Here is an 18,304-nt window from a genome sequence, read left to right as displayed (position 1 = left end):
AGATATCTCTAGTCTTTTACTTCGTCTCACGATGTAACGTTACTCGCTTTAATCGTGGACAATATTTTTTTAGTTCGATGCGTTCTGGATTGTTTCGTTTATTTTTCTTAGAAATGTAATTACGATCGCCGCACTCCGTACAAGCTAATGTAATATTTACACGCATATTTAATTCTCCTTTCTTTCAAAGATTGCAACTAAAACGTAATGATTACGATTTATATATTATAAAACTTCATTCTATTTGTCAATTGCAAAAACAAGAAGATTCCATTTAGAATCCCCTTGTTTTTATAGTTAAATCAATTTTCTCCCGCATTAACGGGCAGTAAGACCCCCACTAATTAAAAGTTTCACTTTATTAAAACGATTCGTATGTAACAAATTCACTAATCGGCTTTCGATATCCTCGTGGGCGAGTTTTAGTCATATCACTTTTTCCTATCGTAATCATTAAAACAGGTACTATATGCTCCGGCATATTTAATTCACTTTGTACTGCTTTTTCATCGAAACCAATCATTGGACATGTATCATAGCCATAATATTTAGCTGCGTACATAAAAGTCATCGCGCTTAACGAAGCATTTCTAATCGCTTCATCCTCCATGAAACGCTCTCCTTTTCCTTCATATAAACCTTTCGTTTGCCTAATTGTATCTTCATATTCACATTCATCAATCATTTTTAAAACTTTCATACCGAAGTAAATATTTTCAACATTTTGGTATGCCTTTTTATCACCACAAACGAGCACTACCGCTGATGCACTCGATACTTTATATTGACCGAAAGCTAATTCTTTTAATCTTTCTTTTCGCTCTTGATCACGAATTACAACATAATGTGTGTGCTGCAAATTATAGCAAGATGGAGAAAGCTTAGTTAACTCAAATATTTTTTTAAAATCCTCATTAGGGATTTCTATACCTTGTATAAATTTCATTGCAGAACGTCTAGCAATTGCTAATTCTTCAAAGTTCACCATATATCCTCCTCAATAACTATAAATTCAAATATACATTAATTTATACAAATAGATAAATCAAATAAAAACACTTTAAATCCGAATAATAATTATGATTAACAGCAAAAAAGACAAAAAGCTGAAACAATTAGTTCATACGAAATTCACACGAATCTATTACTATAGAAACTGTACATAGTGAACTTATTAACAATCACGTTTATTTATATAAAATCTTACTCGAAAGGAGTTGAAAGTATGAAAACTAAATATCGCTTTATGATCTCATCATTTGCTGCTTGCGCTTATATGATTTGGTATTTAGTATAATAACGACCTCACTTGCAAATAGGAAAAGGTGTGTATATAAATGGAATATAATCAATCAACAGTTAACTACTGGAAAGCTTTTGTATTACCATATACATTTGCTTTAGAAGAGTTAAAAACTAAATTTGAAATTATGAACCGGGAAGCTCAATTTCTAGAGGATTACAACCCGTTTGAACATATAAAAACAAGACTAAAACAACCTGAAAGTATTATTAAAAAACTAGAGCGCAAAAGCTTATTACCAACAGTTGAAAACGCCCAAACACATTTACAAGATATTATTGGTATTCGTATTACATGTTGCTTCGTAGAAGATATCTATCATTTGAAAGAAGTCATTCAAAAACGCGAAGATATGGAAGTCATAGAAGTAAAAGATTATATCGCTAATCCAAAACGAAACGGATATAAAAGTTTACACATGATTATTAAATACCCTTTATCACTAAATTCTGGTACAAAAGATGTATTTGCAGAAATTCAGTTACGTACACTAGCAATGGACTTTTGGGCAAGTTTAGAACACAAACTTTATTATAAATATGAAGGGAAAATACCGGAGTATTTAAAAGATGAACTACATGATGCAGCAATGAAAGCTGAAGATCTTGATAATAAAATGGCCACAATCCGTCAAGATATTGATGATATTGAGGCATGCTCAAATCAAATTATGCTACCACTATAAAAAAAGGTTCTCGCCAATGAGAACCTTTTTTCTACCATTTTGGGAAGTACGACTCCTACACTTATTAAAGTTTCACGTTATTTTTTCTCTATTGTTCGAACCTCTTCAATCTTCCATTTATCCTCTTCTTTTCCAAGGGCATACTGTACTTTCTTTTGAAGAGTGATACTGTCGTCTACTTCCTTTTCTTTCGTTTCAACAATAACATACCCTACTTTACTAACTTTCATATCTATATGTTCCAATTCAATTTTCTTATTTCCCTTTTGAAATGCGGCTTCTTTTTGTGTTTTTAAGTCTTCAGCACTAGGCATCTTCTTTGAAAATAACTCCATATGTTCTGCAAGATTTTTTTCATTCGTCGTTCGCACAAATGTATGAATAACATCTTGAATAGATCTCTCTTCTTCTTTTGTTATTTGTACCTTTTCCTCAGTTTTTTTAGTAGTAGATTTTTGTTCTACATTATTCTCTTCTTGTTGACATCCAACTAGTAATACTACAAATACTAAAAGGAATCTTAATTTCCTAAATAACTTTTTCATATTCCCAACTCCTAAAAAGAAAAGTGAGGCATTTCGCCTCACTTTCGCTCTTAATTAGCGTCTTCCTTTATTCGGATCGCCGCCGCCAACAATATCAAAGACACGTTTCGCTATATTTGTATTCTCTTGAACGCCAGAGAACAAGTATTTACCTGGACCAAATGCATATACGTTCACATCTTCCCCTGTATGTCCACCCGTTGTCCAGCCTGTAACCGAGCGCTTATTGAAAATATCTTCAATTGCATTATCAATCTTTGTTACATCTTTTGAAGGAGCTATATCATTTACAGCTTGAATTTCTTCTGGAGTTAATTGTAAATCAATATACTTTTTCAATGTTTCTTCTACATTTGCACCTTTTGCAATCTCATTTGCCATAAAGTCTGGTGTACGCTTTGCAGCTTTAATTGGATCTACTTTAAAGTTATACTCGCCATTGGCACCTAAAGATAATCCACCAGTAGCGTGATCTGCCGTTGCAACAACTAACGTATTTTTATCTTTTTTCGCAAACTCAATTGCTGCTTTGAAAGCTTTTTCGAAGTCTTCCATTTCACTCATTGCACCAACAATATCATTATCATGTCCAGCCCAGTCGATTTGACTTCCTTCCACCATTAAGAAGAAACCATTTTTATTTTTGTTCAAACGCTCAATTGCTGCATTAGTCATTTCTTCTAATGAAGGTGTTTTCTCATTACGGTCAATCATTTTATCTAATCCACCTGGTGCAAATAAACCAAGAATTTGATCATTTTTATCATTTAACAATTGATCTCGATCCGTTACATAGCTATAACCAGATTTCTTGAACTCTTCTGTAAGATTACGATCTTTTCTAACAAAGTTCTTTACGCCGCCGCCAAGCATAACATCTACTTTATGCTTCCCTTTAATTTTCTCATCAAAATAATCATTTGCAATTGCGTCCATATTTTTACGGCTAATGTCATGCGCACCGAAAGCAGCTGGTGTTGCATGTGTAATTTCAGAAGTTGCAACGAGTCCCGTTGATTTCCCTTTTTCTTTCGCTTGCTCAAGAACTGTTTTCACTTCCGCTTTATCATTATCAACTGCAATTGCAGCATTATATGTTTTAATCCCTGCTGACATAGCTGTTGCTGCCGATGCAGAGTCTGTAATATTTTCATGTTCATCTTCTGGGTATGTTTTTTGTGTTCCTACAAGATGCTTATCAAATTCTGTAGATTCCATTTCAAAGGTTTTTGGATTATCTTTCATATAACGGTGAGCCGTCATATATGAAGGGCCCATACCATCCCCAATTAATACGATAACATTTTTAATCTTTGCATTGCTTCCGTTCTCATCTGCATTAACCTCACTAGAACGAGTAAAATTCCATGTTGCTACCGAAGTAACTGCTAATGATGCCACAACTGCAAATGGCCATGCTTTTTTCACAAACTTTTTCACTGTCTTGTCCCCCTAATTAGGTTATTCATTTCCCACTATCAAATTTAATGGAAGACTATTAAGAGAAAATTAGCTGTATGTAAATTTTTTGTTAACTTATGTAAATATCAGTTATAATTTGTATAACTTTGTCTTTTTGTATCAATCATCCCGCCCTTTACAATTTAAATATAAACAAGTTGGATTTCATTTAACGTAAATCTCTTTTTTTACATTTTGACTCTATTTTTATGAAAATAAATAGAAATGCGGTGAGCCTTTATGAAAATAGTAAAGCTAAATGAGTCTTTTATTTTTGAATTACTTAATCTTTGCAAATCTGTTGGATGGTTACACGATGAAATTTTTATGAAAAAACAATTCGAAATGTATCTTTCTATCGGCACACTTGTAGGTTACATTCATGAAAACAAACTCATTGCGACTGGAGGAGTATTTCCCTTTCCAAGTAACTTCGCTTCCATTGGTATGTTAATCGTTCACCCTAATTTTCAAGGACGCGGATTAGGGCGCATGTTGCTAAATCATTGCTTGGAACAAATTCATCCAAAACAACCCATTGCACTTATTGCGACAAAAGCTGGCGAACCTCTATACACATCATGTGGATTTCAAACAGCAACAACGATTCATCGTTTTGAAAAGCAGACTATTAAGACGTATCCTTCTCACTTACAACAAGTACAAGAAGAAGACCTTATATCTCTTACTTCTCTGGATCAAATTGCAACTGGTATGAATCGTTCTCTACTTTACTCTTTGCTATTACCAAGGGCCGTATACTCTTTTAAAATTGAAAGAAATAACTGTATAGAAGCTTTTTCATTATGCATACAAAAGGGCAATATATTATGTATCAATCCACTTATCGCCAAGCAAGAAGAAGATGCTATCCAATTATTAAAAAAGATATGTGAATGTTGGAATGGTATAGTACGAATTGATGTTCCACACTCACAATTTACATTTCGTCAATTTCTTCAAACAGAAAATTTCCAAGAAACGCTCCTTTCACCTCTTATGATAAAAAATGGTAGCCAACTTCCTGGAAATCGTAATATGCTATTTGCTATGATAGATACAGCGTTATGTTAGAAAGGAGACACCTAATTGAAGCGATTTAGCTATTTTATGGTAGGTTGTCTTACTCTTACACTATTAGTAGGATGTAGTGCAGCAGAAAAGCCAGTAGAACAAGTAAAACAAGTTAAAAATACAATTACAGCGAAACTAGCTACCGAGGAAAAAATGGTAGAAATAGATGGTCAAACCATTTACTTTAAAAAGATTGGTAATGAAAAACCACCTTTACTTATGATTCATGGCTTTGGAGGGTCATCAGATGGTTTTCAAAAGATTTACTCCGATTTAGCAAAAGATCATACAATTATTTCTGTAGATGCTTTAGGATTCGGGCGCTCATCTAAGCCAATGGATTTTTATTATTCTTTTCCAACTCATGCAAATTTGTATTATAAATTAATGAAAAAACTAGGGTATGATTCATTCGCAATACTGGGGCATTCCATGGGGGGAGAAATTTCTCTAAATTTAACATATTTATATCCTGAAGCAGTTACTCACCTTATTTTAACTGATGCTACAGGTGGCCCTCATACATTCATTAATAAACAAGGCTCACCAAAACCACAATTGTCGACTGATTTAAATGCCGTTTCTTCTATTACAGATTATGATGAAAGCAAAGTGAAATTCAAACGTAATGATGAAGAGCATTATAATAAAATGAAATTATGGCCTAGACGTCTTAAAATTAATGCAAATGAAATAAAACAGCCAACTTTAATTATATGGGGCAGAAATGATAGTAGCGTTTCCTGGAAAGAAGGAGAAACGTATCATCAATTCTTAAAAAATAGCACTTTACATATTATTGAAAAAGGTTATCATGCACCATTTCGCCAAGAACCACAAGAATTTGTCGGGTATGTAAAAGATTTCTTTAAGAACAATCCGATTAAAGTTGAAAAATAACATAAACGGGTATCTCAAAATGAGATACCCGTTTTCATATATTAAGCAGCTTGCTTTTGGCGTTTTGGAGTTTTTGATCCTAATACTTTCGGGATAACGAAGCCATCCATTCCAAATTTCCCAGCGTTCATACCGGAAACAAGAACAAACATAGATAAGATAACCATCTCAGGGTTCACACCAATTGACCCACTAAACATATAGGAAAAGTTCATTACAAGACCAAAAAAGACCGCTGTTTTTGTTAAACAGCCTACAATTAAACCAATTCCGACTAAAATTTCTCCCCATGTTACAAGTGTATTAAACAAATCTACATTTGGAATTGCAAATTCTTGTAAGAATGATGCCCACCAAGATTGAACAGCCGGTTGTGCACCTTTAGATTTTTCAATTGCCCCTTGCAAATAACCTGTTGCATCGAATCCTTTTCCTTGTAGTTTACCGATTCCAGCCATTAACCATGTGTAACCAAGATATACTCGAATTACTGCTAATGCAAAAGAAACTGCTTTGTTTTCTCTTAAAAATTGAATAACCATATCTTCCTCCTAAAGTTGTAATTAAGTTAGTTACAGATAATATAATAACATTAGTTACTTATTTTTCAAATGTTAATTATGAATAATCTGTGACATGCGTATGAAACATTAAAAGCTAACGTTTATATAGTAACTTTTATTACCTGTAAAAACTTGAACATATCATACCACAAGTGATAACCATTTTCATTGAAAAAAATGTAAAAAAAATGTGAGTTAAATGTGAAACACGTTTATTCGAATATAGAATAAACGTGTTTCACACTAATTATAGAATCGAAATGTATGTGTCTCCTCATCAATTAAACTCGCTTCTTGAAAGGCTTCTTCTAACGTTTTCCCATGGTTAATAACCCCATAAAATAAGCGTATAGTAAACATAAGTGCTGCATTTCCATCTACATAATCAATCGATCCAATATATGATTTCGCACCACTATGTAAAAAAGATTTTGCTAGATTTTGCTCCCCTAACGTGCACCCGCTATTTACAATATGTGTATTATGCAATTTTGCATATTTATAAATTTCTTCTGTACCAAAATACCCTCTCGGTTCATCTTGTTCATATACTTCTTCGCCTAACTCTTCCATGACAAACTTCCCTTCTTCACCATGAAAGCAAAAAATAATATAATTAATATCGTTAAATAAGTTCTTTCCAGAAAGAACTTCTACAAAATCTTTCGGTCTACCAATCCAATATGTCACAACCCTTGCACCAAAATATTCAAGAGATGCTCGGATTGATTGCGCCTCTAAATCCGAATTAAAACCAACTACTAATGCAATATTCAACATACAACCCCCATCCTATAATCAGCCCTTATCAATCAGAATTTTATGGGATAAATCCATTTCATATATGCCCGTTTCTTTCAAAAAAGCTGATCTAGTTAAAACGACTTTCTGTAAATATTGCCTATATGCTGTAATTGTTCCATCGTGAGATACAATGCAAATTCTTTCCGCACCCAGTTCATAACACCAAAGAAGAAATTTATCTACGATTTGCTGAAAACTATTCTCTGAAATAGTGTTTATACCTTCCTTCCATAACTGATTATTTGAGCTTTTCTCTATCGAAAAATGCGGAAGTAAATTTGTTATTACCCCCTGATCTACTATGTGGTCACATGGTAATGTTTTTGCTCCTTCTCGATAAGGAAAAATACGCGGAGATACATATGGATGAACGATTTTTTGACAAGCAACTTTCGCACTCCATATTGTCGCCGTTTGCAAAGTTCTAAGTGTAGGACTAGCAATTAATATATCCGCCTCTTGTAATGGCACATTGCATTGAAGTAATTTAGCCTGATTCCTTCCTTCATCCGTCAATGGCGGATGAAGCATTTTTAAACTTGATGGCAAATCCCTTGTATGTTCTCCTTCACCGTGCCGAACAAAGACGAGTTTCATACCCATCCTCCTCTCAATATGGAATCCTCTTACATATTTCTTCCCTATTTGATCCTTTATTCCTGCTACATACAAAACTGATATGTAAAAAATATTTGACACAACAAATTGGAAAACATTACAATTGTATATGTAAAATACTTTTTACAAGAGAGAGGAGAAACATACATATGAAATGGGTAACCATCTTAATTGGCATGATTATATGGGGATATATAAACGGATTTTTTAGCAGTGATAAAACTGCCAATCCTTGGATTACAGATGATGAACGTGAAACAAAAATTAAACAGAAAGCAATTATTGCAAGCTGGTCCGGTGTTTTTATGTTTTGTACCATTAACCTCTTAAACAAATGGTTAGGTGTAGAAACAAACAATACATCACCTTACTTACCGTCTTCTATCGCAACTATTTTAAAAGAAAATATAGAGTTACAAATTTTATTTATGCTATTTATTACGTATGGCATCTTTTACATATACTATCGAAGAAAATTAAGCGCTTAACTTTTTATCTCATGATTATCCTCCTAAATGGTTATAGTAATTAGGACAAGATGAAAGGAGCGATAGAAAAATGAGTAACTCGAATGACTTTTTAGATACACTGCATGAAAAACAAGCAAAAGATGAACAAAATAGAAAACGTCAAGGGAACGGAAACCCAGCGAAAAAGAAGCCAAATAAAACACATAAATAACAGTAAAAAACTGCCTAAAACAATCTTTTAGGCAGTTTTTTATTCTTCTTTCACCGAGATAACATTTTCCCAATTCCATTTCTCATAATACCACTCTGGTATATCTACATTTTCAATCCACTTTTTTTCATGTTTTCCATCACTATGAGCTATCCATATATTAGCTTTCTTACGATCTGAACGTATCCATATTAATTGATTGCTCTTCTTCATGAAAATTGGATGATAATCGCCTTGCTTATTAGATGACTTTGTAATTTGATATTGTTTATCGCTTGTGCTATTTATCTCATATAAAGATGGGAATGGCCTTTTTTCTGGCAGAGTTTCAAACCCTCCCTCTTTTGCTCGTGAAACGATAATTACATTATCGTTCTTCCATGTAAAATCCCAATCCACATATCCTTTCGGCGTAAATGTTTGCTGCTGGAGTACTGGCAGTTCTTTTATTTTTAAATGTTTATTCTCTAATGCAACTCTCCCGCTTCCTTCAATATAAGCCAATATGTTTTTTGATGGCGCCCATTTGAACCATTCTGTATTTAATAGCATTTGATCTACTATTTCAAACCGACTACCATCTGCTCGAACTAAGCAAAGCGTATTGCTATCAGCTGACCATGAAGCTGTCGGTACTGCTAAAAATGAAATCCACTTTTGATCTGGCGACCACTGAAAGCCACTTGCAACTAATGCTAGGAAATCATCATGTTCATTTGGTAATGCATACAAATGCTTCATTTTGTGAGGATTCATATGTGCATCTTTTTGCACTTCATATAGCTGAGCCCCTGTCCATCCTGTTGGAAGTAAGTGTGCTTCAGAGGATACAAAAAACTTCTTTCCATCAGGATACCATGCATAATCTCCTACACCTGCCGATACATTTTCAAAATCTGTATTCTTTTTTTCTACATCAAATGTATGTAATGTACCTGTAAATATAAATGCAATTATATTTTCTGTTGGTGACCATTGATAATTCGATGCTTCTGAGTGAAACGGCGTAACTTTCTTCCCATCTTTCAGCCGATATAACTCAAGAATACTTTGTTTCTTCCCTTTTACATACGCTAGCCACTCCCCATCATATGACCACTTCGGCCCTGTTATGTACTCTCCTTTTGTAATCTGTATTTCTTTCCCATCAACTTTAATCCAAAGATTATGATGACGAATAAAAGCAACTTTCACACTATTATTTTCTGCACTAGTAATAGTGATAGAACATAAAAACATAAACAACACTACACTACTACTTACTATTAGCCTTTTCATACCATCACTCCATTTCCCTCATAGCATTCCTCACTTTATCCCTACAATATGTGAAAAATATCGATTCGACATAATCAGAAAAAATTTCCCAAGAAATTTCCAATCCATAGAGGATTGGTATGAATTATGTCGAAAGTATAGTTTAGCCAACATTTATATGTATAATTTCTAACTAAAATGCAAGATTTTTTCTGAATATTAGCACTTTTTATTAGGGGGAGTATCAATGAAAAAAACTACATCTACACTATTAAGCATGGCGCTTGTCTTTTCTAGTTTTGGAGCTTTAAGTGCTCATGCTGAATCACTACAAAAGGAGAAGCAATTTAGTCCACAATTAAAAACAACGATTGAACAGTGGGGAGAACATAAAATCGCTCAAAATGTTGAAACGAAAACAACAAAAGAAATATCAGTAATTGTAGAATTACAACATGCACCTCTCGCTGCTCAAAGTAATATTCAGCATGCTCCAGATTTACAAAATAGTAATGCACAGTCTTATCATGCTGAGCTCAAAAAAGCACAAGAAGATACGACTAAGAAAATAAAAGAAAAAGCACCTGGTGCAAAAATTAAAGAAGTGTATAATACGTTATTTTCCGGATTCTCTATTTCAATTCCTGGAGATCAAATTACCTCTCTTGCCTCTTTACCTGAAGTAAAAGCAGTCTATCCGAACTTAACATATAAATTGCATGAAACATCAAAAAGTACTACTAACGAAGAAGCACCAAATATCGGTGGACCGACAATTGGTGCACCTGAAGCGTGGAATTTAAAAGATCCATCTGGCAAACCGCTTGATGGAAAAGGCATGAAAGTAGCCATTATCGATTCTGGCGTAGACTATACACACCCTGACTTAAAGGCAAATTATATCGGTGGATATGACACGGTTGATGAAGATAGCGATCCAATGGATGGTAACGTACATGGTACTCATGTAGCTGGAATTATTGCTGGTAACGGAAAAATTAAAGGCGTTGCTCCAAACGCTTCTATTCTAGCCTATCGTGTAATGAATGACGGTGGAACTGGTACAACAGATGATATTATCCAAGGGATTGAGCGAGCGATTCAAGATGGTGCGGATGTGTTAAACCTCTCCCTTGGGCAGGATTTAAATGTACCTGATCAGCCTGTAACATTAACGTTAGAACGAGCAGCGAAACTTGGTGTTACTACTGTCGTTTCAAATGGAAATGACGGACCAAAACCTTGGTCTGTTGATGCTCCCGGTAACGCAAGTAGTGTCATTTCTGTTGGAGCATCTACGGTTTCTATCCCGTTTCCAACATTCCAAGTAGCTGGTCCAGCAAAACATATCAAGGGTTACCGTTATCAAAATCCGATTTTCCAATAGGAAATGATTCCCCTCTTGTATACGTTGGTTATGGCAATCCAAGTGATTATGCAAAACAAGATGTGAAAGGGAAATTCGCACTTATTTTACAAGGTACTTCTAGTACATTAGTAAAAGCAGAACAAGCGAAGCAAGCTGGGGCACTTGGTGTGTTATTAATCTCTAGCGAAAAAGAAATTAATATGATGCCGGAATATTTTTCACGTGAACATCTAGCTGTCCCAGTAATGCAATTATCAAATACAAATGGGGAAGAATTAAAAACTTTAATTACAAAACGAAAGAAAAATATAAAAATTGGACAACCAAAGCAAACAGAACTTATCGGTAACTTTAGTTCAAGAGGACCATCACAAGGAAGTTGGCTAATAAAGCCTGATGTTGTTGCACCTGGAGTACAAATTACTAGTACAGTACCGCGAGGCGGCTATGAATCGCATAACGGAACAAGTATGGCTGCTCCGCAAGTAGCTGGAGCGGTTGCCCTCTTGCGTCAAATGCATCCTGATTGGACGACAGAACAATTGAAAGCGGCTCTTGCTAACAATGCAAAAACATTACATGATGTCAATGAAAATACATACCCTGTTATGGCACAAGGATCAGGTTTAATTAACATTCCGAAAGCAGCTCAAACAAATGTATTAGTAAAACCTAACAATGTCAGCTTTGGTCTTATTAAGCCAAATAGCGGAAAAGTAAAACTGACCCAAAATGTTACATTACAAAACCTTTCTAGTAAAAAGAAAAGTTTTTCAACTCGTGTGGAATTACTAGATGCAAACACAAACACAAAAGTAAGAGCTTCTGTCCCTTCATCGATTAGCATACAACCAAATAGTAGTACCGAAAAACCATTTACTATCAATGTAGATAGCTCACTACCACAAGGTGTGTATACTGGAAATGTATATGTAAAAGAACAAGGGGCAAAAGAAAAAATTCGAATTCCATTCACATTTAGTATCGATCCTAAAGATTATAAACGTATCGATGGACTTGAAATTATTAATTCTACTTTTAGCCCAAATGGCGACCACGTACTAGATGATAATCTCATCAACTACTATTTAGTTGCGCCTGTGGATGATGTCACATTGCATGCAAATTTAGTTACGAAAGAACGTGTAACGTATCAAGGGATTATCCATCAAGCTAAAAATGCAACTCCTGGATACAAACCTTTCAAATGGAATGGTACAAAAGCCGATGGCACTCCTTTAGCTGACGGGCTATATCAAATCGAAGCAGTTGCTTCTAATTCTGGCGGAGAAACAAAACAAACAGCTGCTGTATTTCTTGATCGAACTGCACCTAAGTTAACATACGAAGTTGACCAAGAAAATCTCGTAATTAAAGGAAAAGTTGATGATATTCTACTAGATTGGATGTCAGAATCTGGTTGGATAGCACCTGGTATTCCAGTGAGAATGCAATATGAAATTAACGGAAATGGTGTATGGGACCAGGCATTCCTGAACCCTTGGGAGAAAAGCTATGACATTTATTTCGATCGTACTCAATTACAAGAAGGAAAAAATACTATTCACATTGTAGCAACTGATGCAGCTGGCAATACCTCTAATTTAACTGTTAATTTAGAAGTGAAATAAAGTGAAACTCTAATCAGTGGAGATTTCGTTCATCCCCACTGATTATTAGCCTTCACCAATCGGGAGTTACGGGCAGTTAATCTCCCCTCTCACTTCTTTACTCCAACCGAATTTTGAGGTAGGAATTTTACTGCTCATTAACACGGGATAAAAAAATTTTGTTGACAATTTTTTTAATATAGTTTTATAATACAAAACATAGTTTAGTTGAACGAATTATATATCGGCTTTGAAGGAATACTAGTAGCGACTTATATCACTGTCTCAGAGAACTGATGGTTGGTGCGAATCAGTACATATACAAGCGTGAATTACAATTCTGGAGCTTCTTTCCCGTAATGCTTTTTATGCATGAAGAGAAAGACGGATCTTTCCGTTATCGTAAAGTGAGTGGTAAACAATTAGTTGTTTACAAATAGGGTGGTACCGCGATTTTTATCGTCCCTATCGGATTTTCCGATAGGGACTTTTTTGCGTCCATCCTCTTACACAATTTCATATATACGCGTTGAAAGAATCGCAGTAGTATCTTATATCCCTGTTACAGAGAGCTAATGGTCGGTGGAAATTAGCACATATATAAGTATGAATTACAATTCTGGAGCTTCTTTTTCGTAGTGCTTTTATGCATGAAGGAAAAGACGGAATTTTTCCGTTATCATTAATTGAGATGTAAGTATATTTTCACTTACAAATAGGGTGGTACCGCGATTCTTTCGCCCCTATCGGACTTTCCGATAGGGGCTTTTTCTATTTCTCACAGAAACAGATGTTAAATAATTCCGAATCTTATGATAAAATTTTATAAGCGCTTACAAAAATGAAAGGAGGTGATACAAGCTATACGAAATCGATATTCAATTTTATTGAAAAAAAGGAGGATGTCTAAATGACAAAGAAAACAGAAATTCCATCACATTTAAAACCATTCGTATCCACACAACATTATGATCAATACACACCGGTGAATCACGCTGTGTGGCGTTATATTATGAGACAAAATCATAGCTTCTTAAAAGACGTTGCTCATCCAGCCTATGTGAACGGACTACAATCATCTGGTATTAATATAGATTCAATTCCAAAAGTAGAAGAAATGAATGAGTGTTTGGCACCAAGTGGCTGGGGTGCTGTAACGATTGACGGACTTATTCCCGGCGTAGCATTCTTCGATTTCCAAGGACACGGATTACTACCGATCGCAACAGATATTCGGAAAGTAGAAAATATCGAGTACACACCAGCGCCAGATATCGTACACGAAGCCGCAGGACACGCACCGATTTTACTTGATCCTACATATGCAAAATATGTGAAACGTTTTGGGCAAATTGGTGCAAAAGCTTTCTCTACAAAAGAAGAACATGATGCATTTGAAGCTGTTCGTACATTAACGATAGTAAAAGAAAGCCCTACTTCTACTCCTGATGAAGTTAAGGCTGCTGAAAATGCTGTAATTGAAAAACAAAACTTAGTTTCTGGTTTATCAGAAGCTGAACAAATTTCACGTCTTTTCTGGTGGACAGTAGAATATGGATTGATTGGAAATATAGATGATCCAAAAATATATGGTGCTGGTCTCCTTTCTTCTGTTGGCGAAAGCAAACATTGCTTAACAGACGCTGTAGAAAAAGTTCCATTTTCTATCGAAGCATGTACAGGGACAACTTATGACGTAACAAAAATGCAACCACAACTATTCGTTTGCAAGTCCTTTGAAGAATTAACAGATGCGCTTGAAACATTTTCTAAAACAATGGCCTTTAAAACAGGTGGAAAAGAAGGTTTAGAAAAAGCAATTCGCTCTGAGAACTATGCAACAGCTGAGCTAAATAGCGGATTACAAATTACAGGTACATTTAGCGAGACAATTGAAAACGATGCAGGTGAATTAATTTACATGCGAACAAATTCGCCAACGGCATTAGCACTTCATAATAAACAGTTAGCGAATCATTCTACTTCTGTACACAGTGACGGATTTGGAACACCAATTGGATTACTCACTGAAAATATTGCATTAGAAAATTGTACAGACGAACAACTACAATCATTAGGAATTACAATTGGAACTATCGCTGAGTTTACTTTTGCAAGTGGTATTCATGTAAAAGGAACAGTAACAGATATTGTAAAAAACGATAAGAAAATTGCTCTTATTTCCTTTATCGATTGCACAGTTACTTATAACGCCCGCGTTTTATTTGATGCTTCATGGGGCGCATTTGATATGGCTGTTGGCTCACAAATCACTTCAGTATTCCCAGGTGCCGCAGATGCAGCAGCATTTTTCCCAATGGATGAAGAAGTTCAAGAAATTCCTGCTCCACTTGTACTGAATGAACTTGAACGTATGTATCAAACAGTTCGAGATATTCGAAGTGAGGGGATTTTACACGAAGCGCATATCGATCAATTAGTAGCAATTCAAGAAGTATTAAATAAATTTTATGCGAAAGAATGGTTGCTGCGCCTTGAAGTATTAGAGTTACTTTTAGAGCATAACAAAGGGCATGAAACATCTGCAGCATTACTACATCAACTTTCTACTTTCACAACTGACGAAGCTGTAACACGCCTTATTAACAATGGTCTTGCGTTACTTCCAGTAAAGGATGTGAAAAATGATGCTAAGATTAACTGAAGAAGAAGTTCACGAGGAATTATTGAAGGTAGATAAATGGATGGTAAAAGATGAGAAATGGATTGAACGAAAATATATGTTTTCCGACTACTTAAAAGGAGTCGAATTTGTCTCTGAAGCCGCCAAACTATCAGAAGAACATAATCACCATCCATTTATCCTTATCCAGTATAAAGCAGTTATTATTACTTTGTCATCTTGGAATGCAAAAGGTTTAACGAAACTAGATTTTGAGCTTGCAAAACAATTTGATGAACTATTTTTACAAAACGAAAACGCAATTATAAGAAAATAAAAAAGAGAAGCCTTTTTAGGCTTCTCCTTTTATTTTGAAATGGATACAATGTCCAAATGGATCCTCGACTTGTAATATTCCATCTTTGTACGTAGCAATCTTGCCAATATTTTTTAAGCTTTCACATACTTGCTCTTTTTGTTTTTCATCCGCTAGTACAATTGTGAAATATTTTAAACCAACAGAACCTGGCATTTGCGGTGGTACCCCTTCACCTTGCCACGTATTTAAACCGATATGGTGATGATAACCACCTGCTGATACGAACAACGCTCCATTACGAGCTGGGATCGTTACTTCAAAACCAAGACCATCAACATAGAAACGTTTCGCTTCCTCTAAATCAGCTACATGGAAATGAATATGCCCCATCACAGTACCAGCTGGAAATCCATTCCATGTACTTCCTTGCTGTAATAATTCTTCACCAGCTAACGGGTTACTAACAAATGGGAGTTCTCCATTCTCATCACGCCAAACTTCTTTTTGTCGATCATGATAAATTTCAATCCCGTTTCCATCTGGATCAGCTAAATAAAGAGCTTCACTAAAGTAATGATCGGCTCCGCCATGTAGTGGATATACCATCTCTACAAGATGACGAAGAACATTCGCTAAATCCTGCCTACTTGGTAATAAAATTGCGTAATGATATAACCCTGTTCTTCCTCTTTGTTTCGGAAAAGCTTCTTTCTTTTCTTCAATGATAAGAAGTGGTTCATCATTTTCATTCCCAAATGTAACGACTGCTTCTTCTTCTTTTAGCACCTTCATACTTAGTACTTCCGTATAAAACTCTAGTGATTTCTTTACATTAGATACGTATAAATGAACAACATCAAGTGTTGTATCGGGATGAAGTTGAAAACTCATCTTGTTAGCCCCCCCATTTAAATTAGTTCTTCTTTGACATTTTTTCTTTTAAGAAATTATCTACAAAACCATCAGCTTTTGCAACAAATAAATATGCACCCATTGCTAATAATGCAAGTTCTAATTCGAAACCAGGATTTTTTCCATCTCCCAATAAACCAGCTGACCATTTCACTTTTACGATTGCTCCAACCATAACAAGCGCAAATAATAATCCAATATATCTTACACCTAAACCTAGAATTAATAATAGGCCTCCAACTAATTCAAATGTTGCTACACCGTATGCAAGTCCTCCTGGTAAACCAATGCTTGTAAACCACCCTGCAATATTGTCAATTCCTGATTGGAATTTTGTTAAACCGTGCATGAAGAATGTTACCCCTAACACGATACGAATAATTAAGTTACCAATATGTTGATTCATTTCTTTCTCTCCTTTATAGTTTTCTTATACAAAACTTTTATTTACATTACAAAACATACACTAATTTTTTTTATTCGTCAATTCATTTTCACTGGGAAAAAATATATTTTTTTTGCTATGATACAAATAGTTGTTTACAAAAAGGAGCTTGATTTTATGAATATTGGTTCTGCAATACGTGAAATTCGTCAACGTAGGGGCATAACAATCGCACAAATTTGTGAGGGAACAGGTCTTTCTAAAGGATTTATGAGTCAGGTTGAAAATAATAAAACATCACCATCTATCTCAACTTTAGAAACGATCTCCAATTTTTTAAACGTTCCCCTTCCCTATTTATTGTTAGAGCAAAAAGATCGATTAAAAATTGTCAAAAAAGAAGAACGGAAATACAGTGTATACGGCAAAGATGAGCAAAGAATTGAACATGTTGCGGAGCAAGGGGGCCTTCGCCTATCTTTAGTAGAAATCCCTACTGGATTCCCGAAAGAAAATTCACCAAATGCCCATGAAGGGGAAGAATGTCACCTTGTATTACGCGGAAAATTAGAAGTTCAGCACGGTGAAGATATTGCAATTGTAGAAGAAGGTGATTCTTTCTCATGGAATGCATGCGTTCCTCATATTGTTCGTAATATAGGAGAAGAAACTGCATTATTACTCATCTCTAGTTATGCAGAAAATCGAAAACGTGTTTACTAAATAATAAAAAAGAAGCCTGTTAAACAGGCTTCTTTTTTATCCCCTTATAATTCCATAACTTGTCCCAACTAGTACAGTCTTTTCATGCTGATTGCGATAAACTGACTCGATTGAAACTTTTTTATAGCCTTCCATTTGCTCAACATTTGTTAAAGTTAGTTCACAAGTGATCGTATCTCCTGTGAAAACTGGTCTAATAAACTCACTTACTAATTCTCTTGCTATGTAATGTAACTCTTCTCCCACTTTCGTCCCAATGCTAGCAGTCAATAAACCATGAACCATTAATCTTCCATTTTCATCGTATTCCACATGGTGTCTACCTTTATCACCGGTAATATTTGCAAATTCAAAAACTTCTTCCTCAGTAAATCTTCTTTCATATTTAAATACATCCCCAGCTTTTACACTCATTTTTATCCCCCTAATAATAAACAGAATTTTCTTTTATTTTATCATAAAACGAGCCTCA

At 34.9% G+C, this 18,304-nt stretch carries 19 protein-coding genes, 1 pseudogene and 2 other annotated features; of the genes and pseudogenes, 9 read left to right on the top strand and 11 right to left on the bottom strand.

Translation table 11 applies throughout. From position 1 onward, the window contains the following. Window positions 1–16: 16 nt before the first annotated feature. Both rpmG and ACTFO4_RS02695 read right to left on the bottom strand, forming a co-directional pair. On the bottom strand, window positions 17–166 hold the full coding sequence (rpmG, locus tag ACTFO4_RS02700) for a 50S ribosomal protein L33 (protein WP_001265617.1): 150 nt from the start codon (window positions 164–166) through the stop codon (window positions 17–19). Window positions 167–361: 195 nt separating this feature from the next. Next, complete coding sequence (locus ACTFO4_RS02695) at window positions 362–988, bottom strand: nitroreductase family protein (RefSeq protein WP_000245983.1); 627 nt, start codon at window positions 986–988, stop codon at window positions 362–364. Between the two features lie 349 nt (window positions 989–1,337). Here ACTFO4_RS02695 and ACTFO4_RS02690 point away from each other — a divergent pair, with 349 nt between their 5' ends. Further along, window positions 1,338–1,988, top strand: coding sequence for a GTP pyrophosphokinase (locus tag ACTFO4_RS02690; protein ID WP_000456230.1), 651 nt, complete (start codon window positions 1,338–1,340; stop codon window positions 1,986–1,988). A gap of 77 nt (window positions 1,989–2,065) precedes the next feature. On the opposite strand, the gene ACTFO4_RS02685 is transcribed toward ACTFO4_RS02690, so the two are convergent. Next, window positions 2,066–2,533 (bottom strand): hypothetical protein, encoded by a 468-nt coding sequence (locus tag ACTFO4_RS02685; protein ID WP_000732796.1) that lies wholly within the window; start codon window positions 2,531–2,533, stop codon window positions 2,066–2,068. 54 nt (window positions 2,534–2,587) lie between these two features. Next, window positions 2,588–3,973: an alkaline phosphatase gene (locus ACTFO4_RS02680; protein ID WP_000714912.1), complete on the bottom strand. Its 1,386-nt coding sequence runs from the start codon at window positions 3,971–3,973 to the stop codon at window positions 2,588–2,590. Between the two features lie 261 nt (window positions 3,974–4,234). On the opposite strand from ACTFO4_RS02680, the gene ACTFO4_RS02675 reads away from it, so the two are divergent. Both ACTFO4_RS02675 and ACTFO4_RS02670 read left to right on the top strand, forming a co-directional pair. Beyond that, window positions 4,235–5,068, top strand: a complete 834-nt coding sequence (locus ACTFO4_RS02675; protein WP_000706687.1) for a GNAT family N-acetyltransferase — start codon at window positions 4,235–4,237, stop codon at window positions 5,066–5,068. Window positions 5,069–5,083: 15 nt separating this feature from the next. Further along, window positions 5,084–5,968: an alpha/beta fold hydrolase gene (locus ACTFO4_RS02670; RefSeq protein ID WP_440013179.1), complete on the top strand. Its 885-nt coding sequence runs from the start codon at window positions 5,084–5,086 to the stop codon at window positions 5,966–5,968. Window positions 5,969–6,009: 41 nt separating this feature from the next. Here ACTFO4_RS02670 and ACTFO4_RS02665 read toward each other — a convergent pair whose 3' ends face one another. The 3 genes from ACTFO4_RS02665 to ACTFO4_RS02655 all read right to left on the bottom strand — a co-directional run bounded on the left by ACTFO4_RS02665 (window position 6,010) and on the right by ACTFO4_RS02655 (window position 7,932). Next, a complete protein-coding gene (locus ACTFO4_RS02665; protein WP_000236592.1) occupies window positions 6,010–6,510 on the bottom strand; it encodes a DoxX family protein in 501 nt (166 codons plus the stop codon). A gap of 264 nt (window positions 6,511–6,774) precedes the next feature. Continuing rightward, window positions 6,775–7,311: a hypothetical protein gene (locus ACTFO4_RS02660; protein ID WP_000931925.1), complete on the bottom strand. Its 537-nt coding sequence runs from the start codon at window positions 7,309–7,311 to the stop codon at window positions 6,775–6,777. 18 nt (window positions 7,312–7,329) lie between these two features. Beyond that, on the bottom strand, window positions 7,330–7,932 hold the full coding sequence (locus ACTFO4_RS02655; protein WP_440013181.1) for a histidine phosphatase family protein: 603 nt from the start codon (window positions 7,930–7,932) through the stop codon (window positions 7,330–7,332). A 170-nt stretch (window positions 7,933–8,102) separates the two neighbouring features. Here ACTFO4_RS02655 and ACTFO4_RS02650 point away from each other — a divergent pair, with 170 nt between their 5' ends. Together ACTFO4_RS02650 and ACTFO4_RS02645 are read left to right on the top strand one after the other, a co-directional pair. Then, a complete protein-coding gene (locus ACTFO4_RS02650; RefSeq protein ID WP_001973447.1) occupies window positions 8,103–8,441 on the top strand; it encodes a hypothetical protein in 339 nt (112 codons plus the stop codon). Between the two features lie 70 nt (window positions 8,442–8,511). After that, window positions 8,512–8,634 (top strand): DUF4023 domain-containing protein, encoded by a 123-nt coding sequence (locus tag ACTFO4_RS02645; RefSeq protein ID WP_000071861.1) that lies wholly within the window; start codon window positions 8,512–8,514, stop codon window positions 8,632–8,634. A gap of 39 nt (window positions 8,635–8,673) precedes the next feature. Here the strand turns inward: ACTFO4_RS02645 and ACTFO4_RS02640 are convergent, their stop codons facing one another. Next, window positions 8,674–9,912, bottom strand: coding sequence for a TolB family protein (locus ACTFO4_RS02640; protein WP_440013182.1), 1,239 nt, complete (start codon window positions 9,910–9,912; stop codon window positions 8,674–8,676). 226 nt (window positions 9,913–10,138) lie between these two features. On the opposite strand from ACTFO4_RS02640, the pseudogene ACTFO4_RS02635 reads away from it, so the two are divergent. The 3 genes and pseudogenes from ACTFO4_RS02635 (at window position 10,139) to ACTFO4_RS02625 (ending at window position 15,830) form a co-directional block, all read left to right on the top strand. Then, window positions 10,139–12,891, top strand: a pseudogene (locus tag ACTFO4_RS02635) (S8 family peptidase). 220 nt (window positions 12,892–13,111) lie between these two features. Then, window positions 13,112–13,340: a binding site (T-box leader), on the top strand. A gap of 50 nt (window positions 13,341–13,390) precedes the next feature. Continuing rightward, window positions 13,391–13,618: a binding site (T-box leader), on the top strand. Between the two features lie 162 nt (window positions 13,619–13,780). Next, on the top strand, window positions 13,781–15,535 hold the full coding sequence (locus ACTFO4_RS02630) for an aromatic amino acid hydroxylase (RefSeq protein WP_000163213.1): 1,755 nt from the start codon (window positions 13,781–13,783) through the stop codon (window positions 15,533–15,535). Then, a complete protein-coding gene (locus ACTFO4_RS02625; protein ID WP_000979538.1) occupies window positions 15,516–15,830 on the top strand; it encodes a 4a-hydroxytetrahydrobiopterin dehydratase in 315 nt (104 codons plus the stop codon). Before ACTFO4_RS02630 ends, ACTFO4_RS02625 begins: the two co-directional genes overlap by 20 nt. 15 nt (window positions 15,831–15,845) lie before the next feature. Here the strand turns inward: ACTFO4_RS02625 and ACTFO4_RS02620 are convergent, their stop codons facing one another. Together ACTFO4_RS02620 and ACTFO4_RS02615 are read right to left on the bottom strand one after the other, a co-directional pair. Then, the gene (locus tag ACTFO4_RS02620; RefSeq protein ID WP_000009840.1) at window positions 15,846–16,703 is read right to left on the bottom strand and encodes a VOC family protein; all 858 of its coding nucleotides are present in this window, start codon (window positions 16,701–16,703) and stop codon (window positions 15,846–15,848) included. A gap of 22 nt (window positions 16,704–16,725) precedes the next feature. Continuing rightward, window positions 16,726–17,130: a DoxX family protein gene (locus ACTFO4_RS02615; RefSeq protein WP_001071553.1), complete on the bottom strand. Its 405-nt coding sequence runs from the start codon at window positions 17,128–17,130 to the stop codon at window positions 16,726–16,728. Between the two features lie 156 nt (window positions 17,131–17,286). Between ACTFO4_RS02615 and ACTFO4_RS02610 the strand changes: the two genes are divergently transcribed. Further along, a complete protein-coding gene (locus ACTFO4_RS02610) occupies window positions 17,287–17,832 on the top strand; it encodes a helix-turn-helix domain-containing protein (RefSeq protein ID WP_001020693.1) in 546 nt (181 codons plus the stop codon). Between the two features lie 36 nt (window positions 17,833–17,868). Here ACTFO4_RS02610 and ACTFO4_RS02605 read toward each other — a convergent pair whose 3' ends face one another. Next, a complete protein-coding gene (locus tag ACTFO4_RS02605; protein WP_000111564.1) occupies window positions 17,869–18,246 on the bottom strand; it encodes a MaoC/PaaZ C-terminal domain-containing protein in 378 nt (125 codons plus the stop codon). Window positions 18,247–18,304: the final 58 nt, after the last annotated feature.

The organism is Bacillus cereus group sp. MYBKT14-1 (genome assembly GCF_051915185.1).
Taxonomy (GTDB): Bacteria; Bacillota; Bacilli; order Bacillales; family Bacillaceae_G; genus Bacillus_A; species Bacillus_A cereus.
Note: the sequence above shows the minus strand (reverse complement) of the source record. Positions and strands in the feature narration are given on the sequence as shown.

Excerpts from the sequence above, each read along its gene's own strand:
- rpmG (WP_001265617.1), bottom strand. The coding sequence starts at position 166 with ATGCGTGTAAATATTACATTAGCTTGTACGGAGTGCGGCGATCGTAAT.
- ACTFO4_RS02695 (WP_000245983.1), bottom strand. The coding sequence starts at position 988 with ATGGTGAACTTTGAAGAATTAGCAATTGCTAGACGTTCTGCAATGAAA.
- ACTFO4_RS02690 (WP_000456230.1), top strand. The coding sequence starts at position 1,338 with ATGGAATATAATCAATCAACAGTTAACTACTGGAAAGCTTTTGTATTA.
- ACTFO4_RS02685 (WP_000732796.1), bottom strand. The coding sequence starts at position 2,533 with ATGAAAAAGTTATTTAGGAAATTAAGATTCCTTTTAGTATTTGTAGTA.
- ACTFO4_RS02675 (WP_000706687.1), top strand. The coding sequence starts at position 4,235 with ATGAAAATAGTAAAGCTAAATGAGTCTTTTATTTTTGAATTACTTAAT.
- ACTFO4_RS02665 (WP_000236592.1), bottom strand. The coding sequence starts at position 6,510 with ATGGTTATTCAATTTTTAAGAGAAAACAAAGCAGTTTCTTTTGCATTA.
- ACTFO4_RS02660 (WP_000931925.1), bottom strand. The coding sequence starts at position 7,311 with ATGTTGAATATTGCATTAGTAGTTGGTTTTAATTCGGATTTAGAGGCG.
- ACTFO4_RS02655 (WP_440013181.1), bottom strand. The coding sequence starts at position 7,932 with ATGAAACTCGTCTTTGTTCGGCACGGTGAAGGAGAACATACAAGGGAT.
- ACTFO4_RS02650 (WP_001973447.1), top strand. The coding sequence starts at position 8,103 with ATGAAATGGGTAACCATCTTAATTGGCATGATTATATGGGGATATATA.
- ACTFO4_RS02645 (WP_000071861.1), top strand. The coding sequence starts at position 8,512 with ATGAGTAACTCGAATGACTTTTTAGATACACTGCATGAAAAACAAGCA.
- ACTFO4_RS02640 (WP_440013182.1), bottom strand. The coding sequence starts at position 9,912 with ATGAAAAGGCTAATAGTAAGTAGTAGTGTAGTGTTGTTTATGTTTTTA.
- ACTFO4_RS02630 (WP_000163213.1), top strand. The coding sequence starts at position 13,781 with ATGACAAAGAAAACAGAAATTCCATCACATTTAAAACCATTCGTATCC.
- ACTFO4_RS02625 (WP_000979538.1), top strand. The coding sequence starts at position 15,516 with ATGATGCTAAGATTAACTGAAGAAGAAGTTCACGAGGAATTATTGAAG.
- ACTFO4_RS02620 (WP_000009840.1), bottom strand. The coding sequence starts at position 16,703 with ATGAGTTTTCAACTTCATCCCGATACAACACTTGATGTTGTTCATTTA.
- ACTFO4_RS02615 (WP_001071553.1), bottom strand. The coding sequence starts at position 17,130 with ATGAATCAACATATTGGTAACTTAATTATTCGTATCGTGTTAGGGGTA.
- ACTFO4_RS02610 (WP_001020693.1), top strand. The coding sequence starts at position 17,287 with ATGAATATTGGTTCTGCAATACGTGAAATTCGTCAACGTAGGGGCATA.
- ACTFO4_RS02605 (WP_000111564.1), bottom strand. The coding sequence starts at position 18,246 with ATGAGTGTAAAAGCTGGGGATGTATTTAAATATGAAAGAAGATTTACT.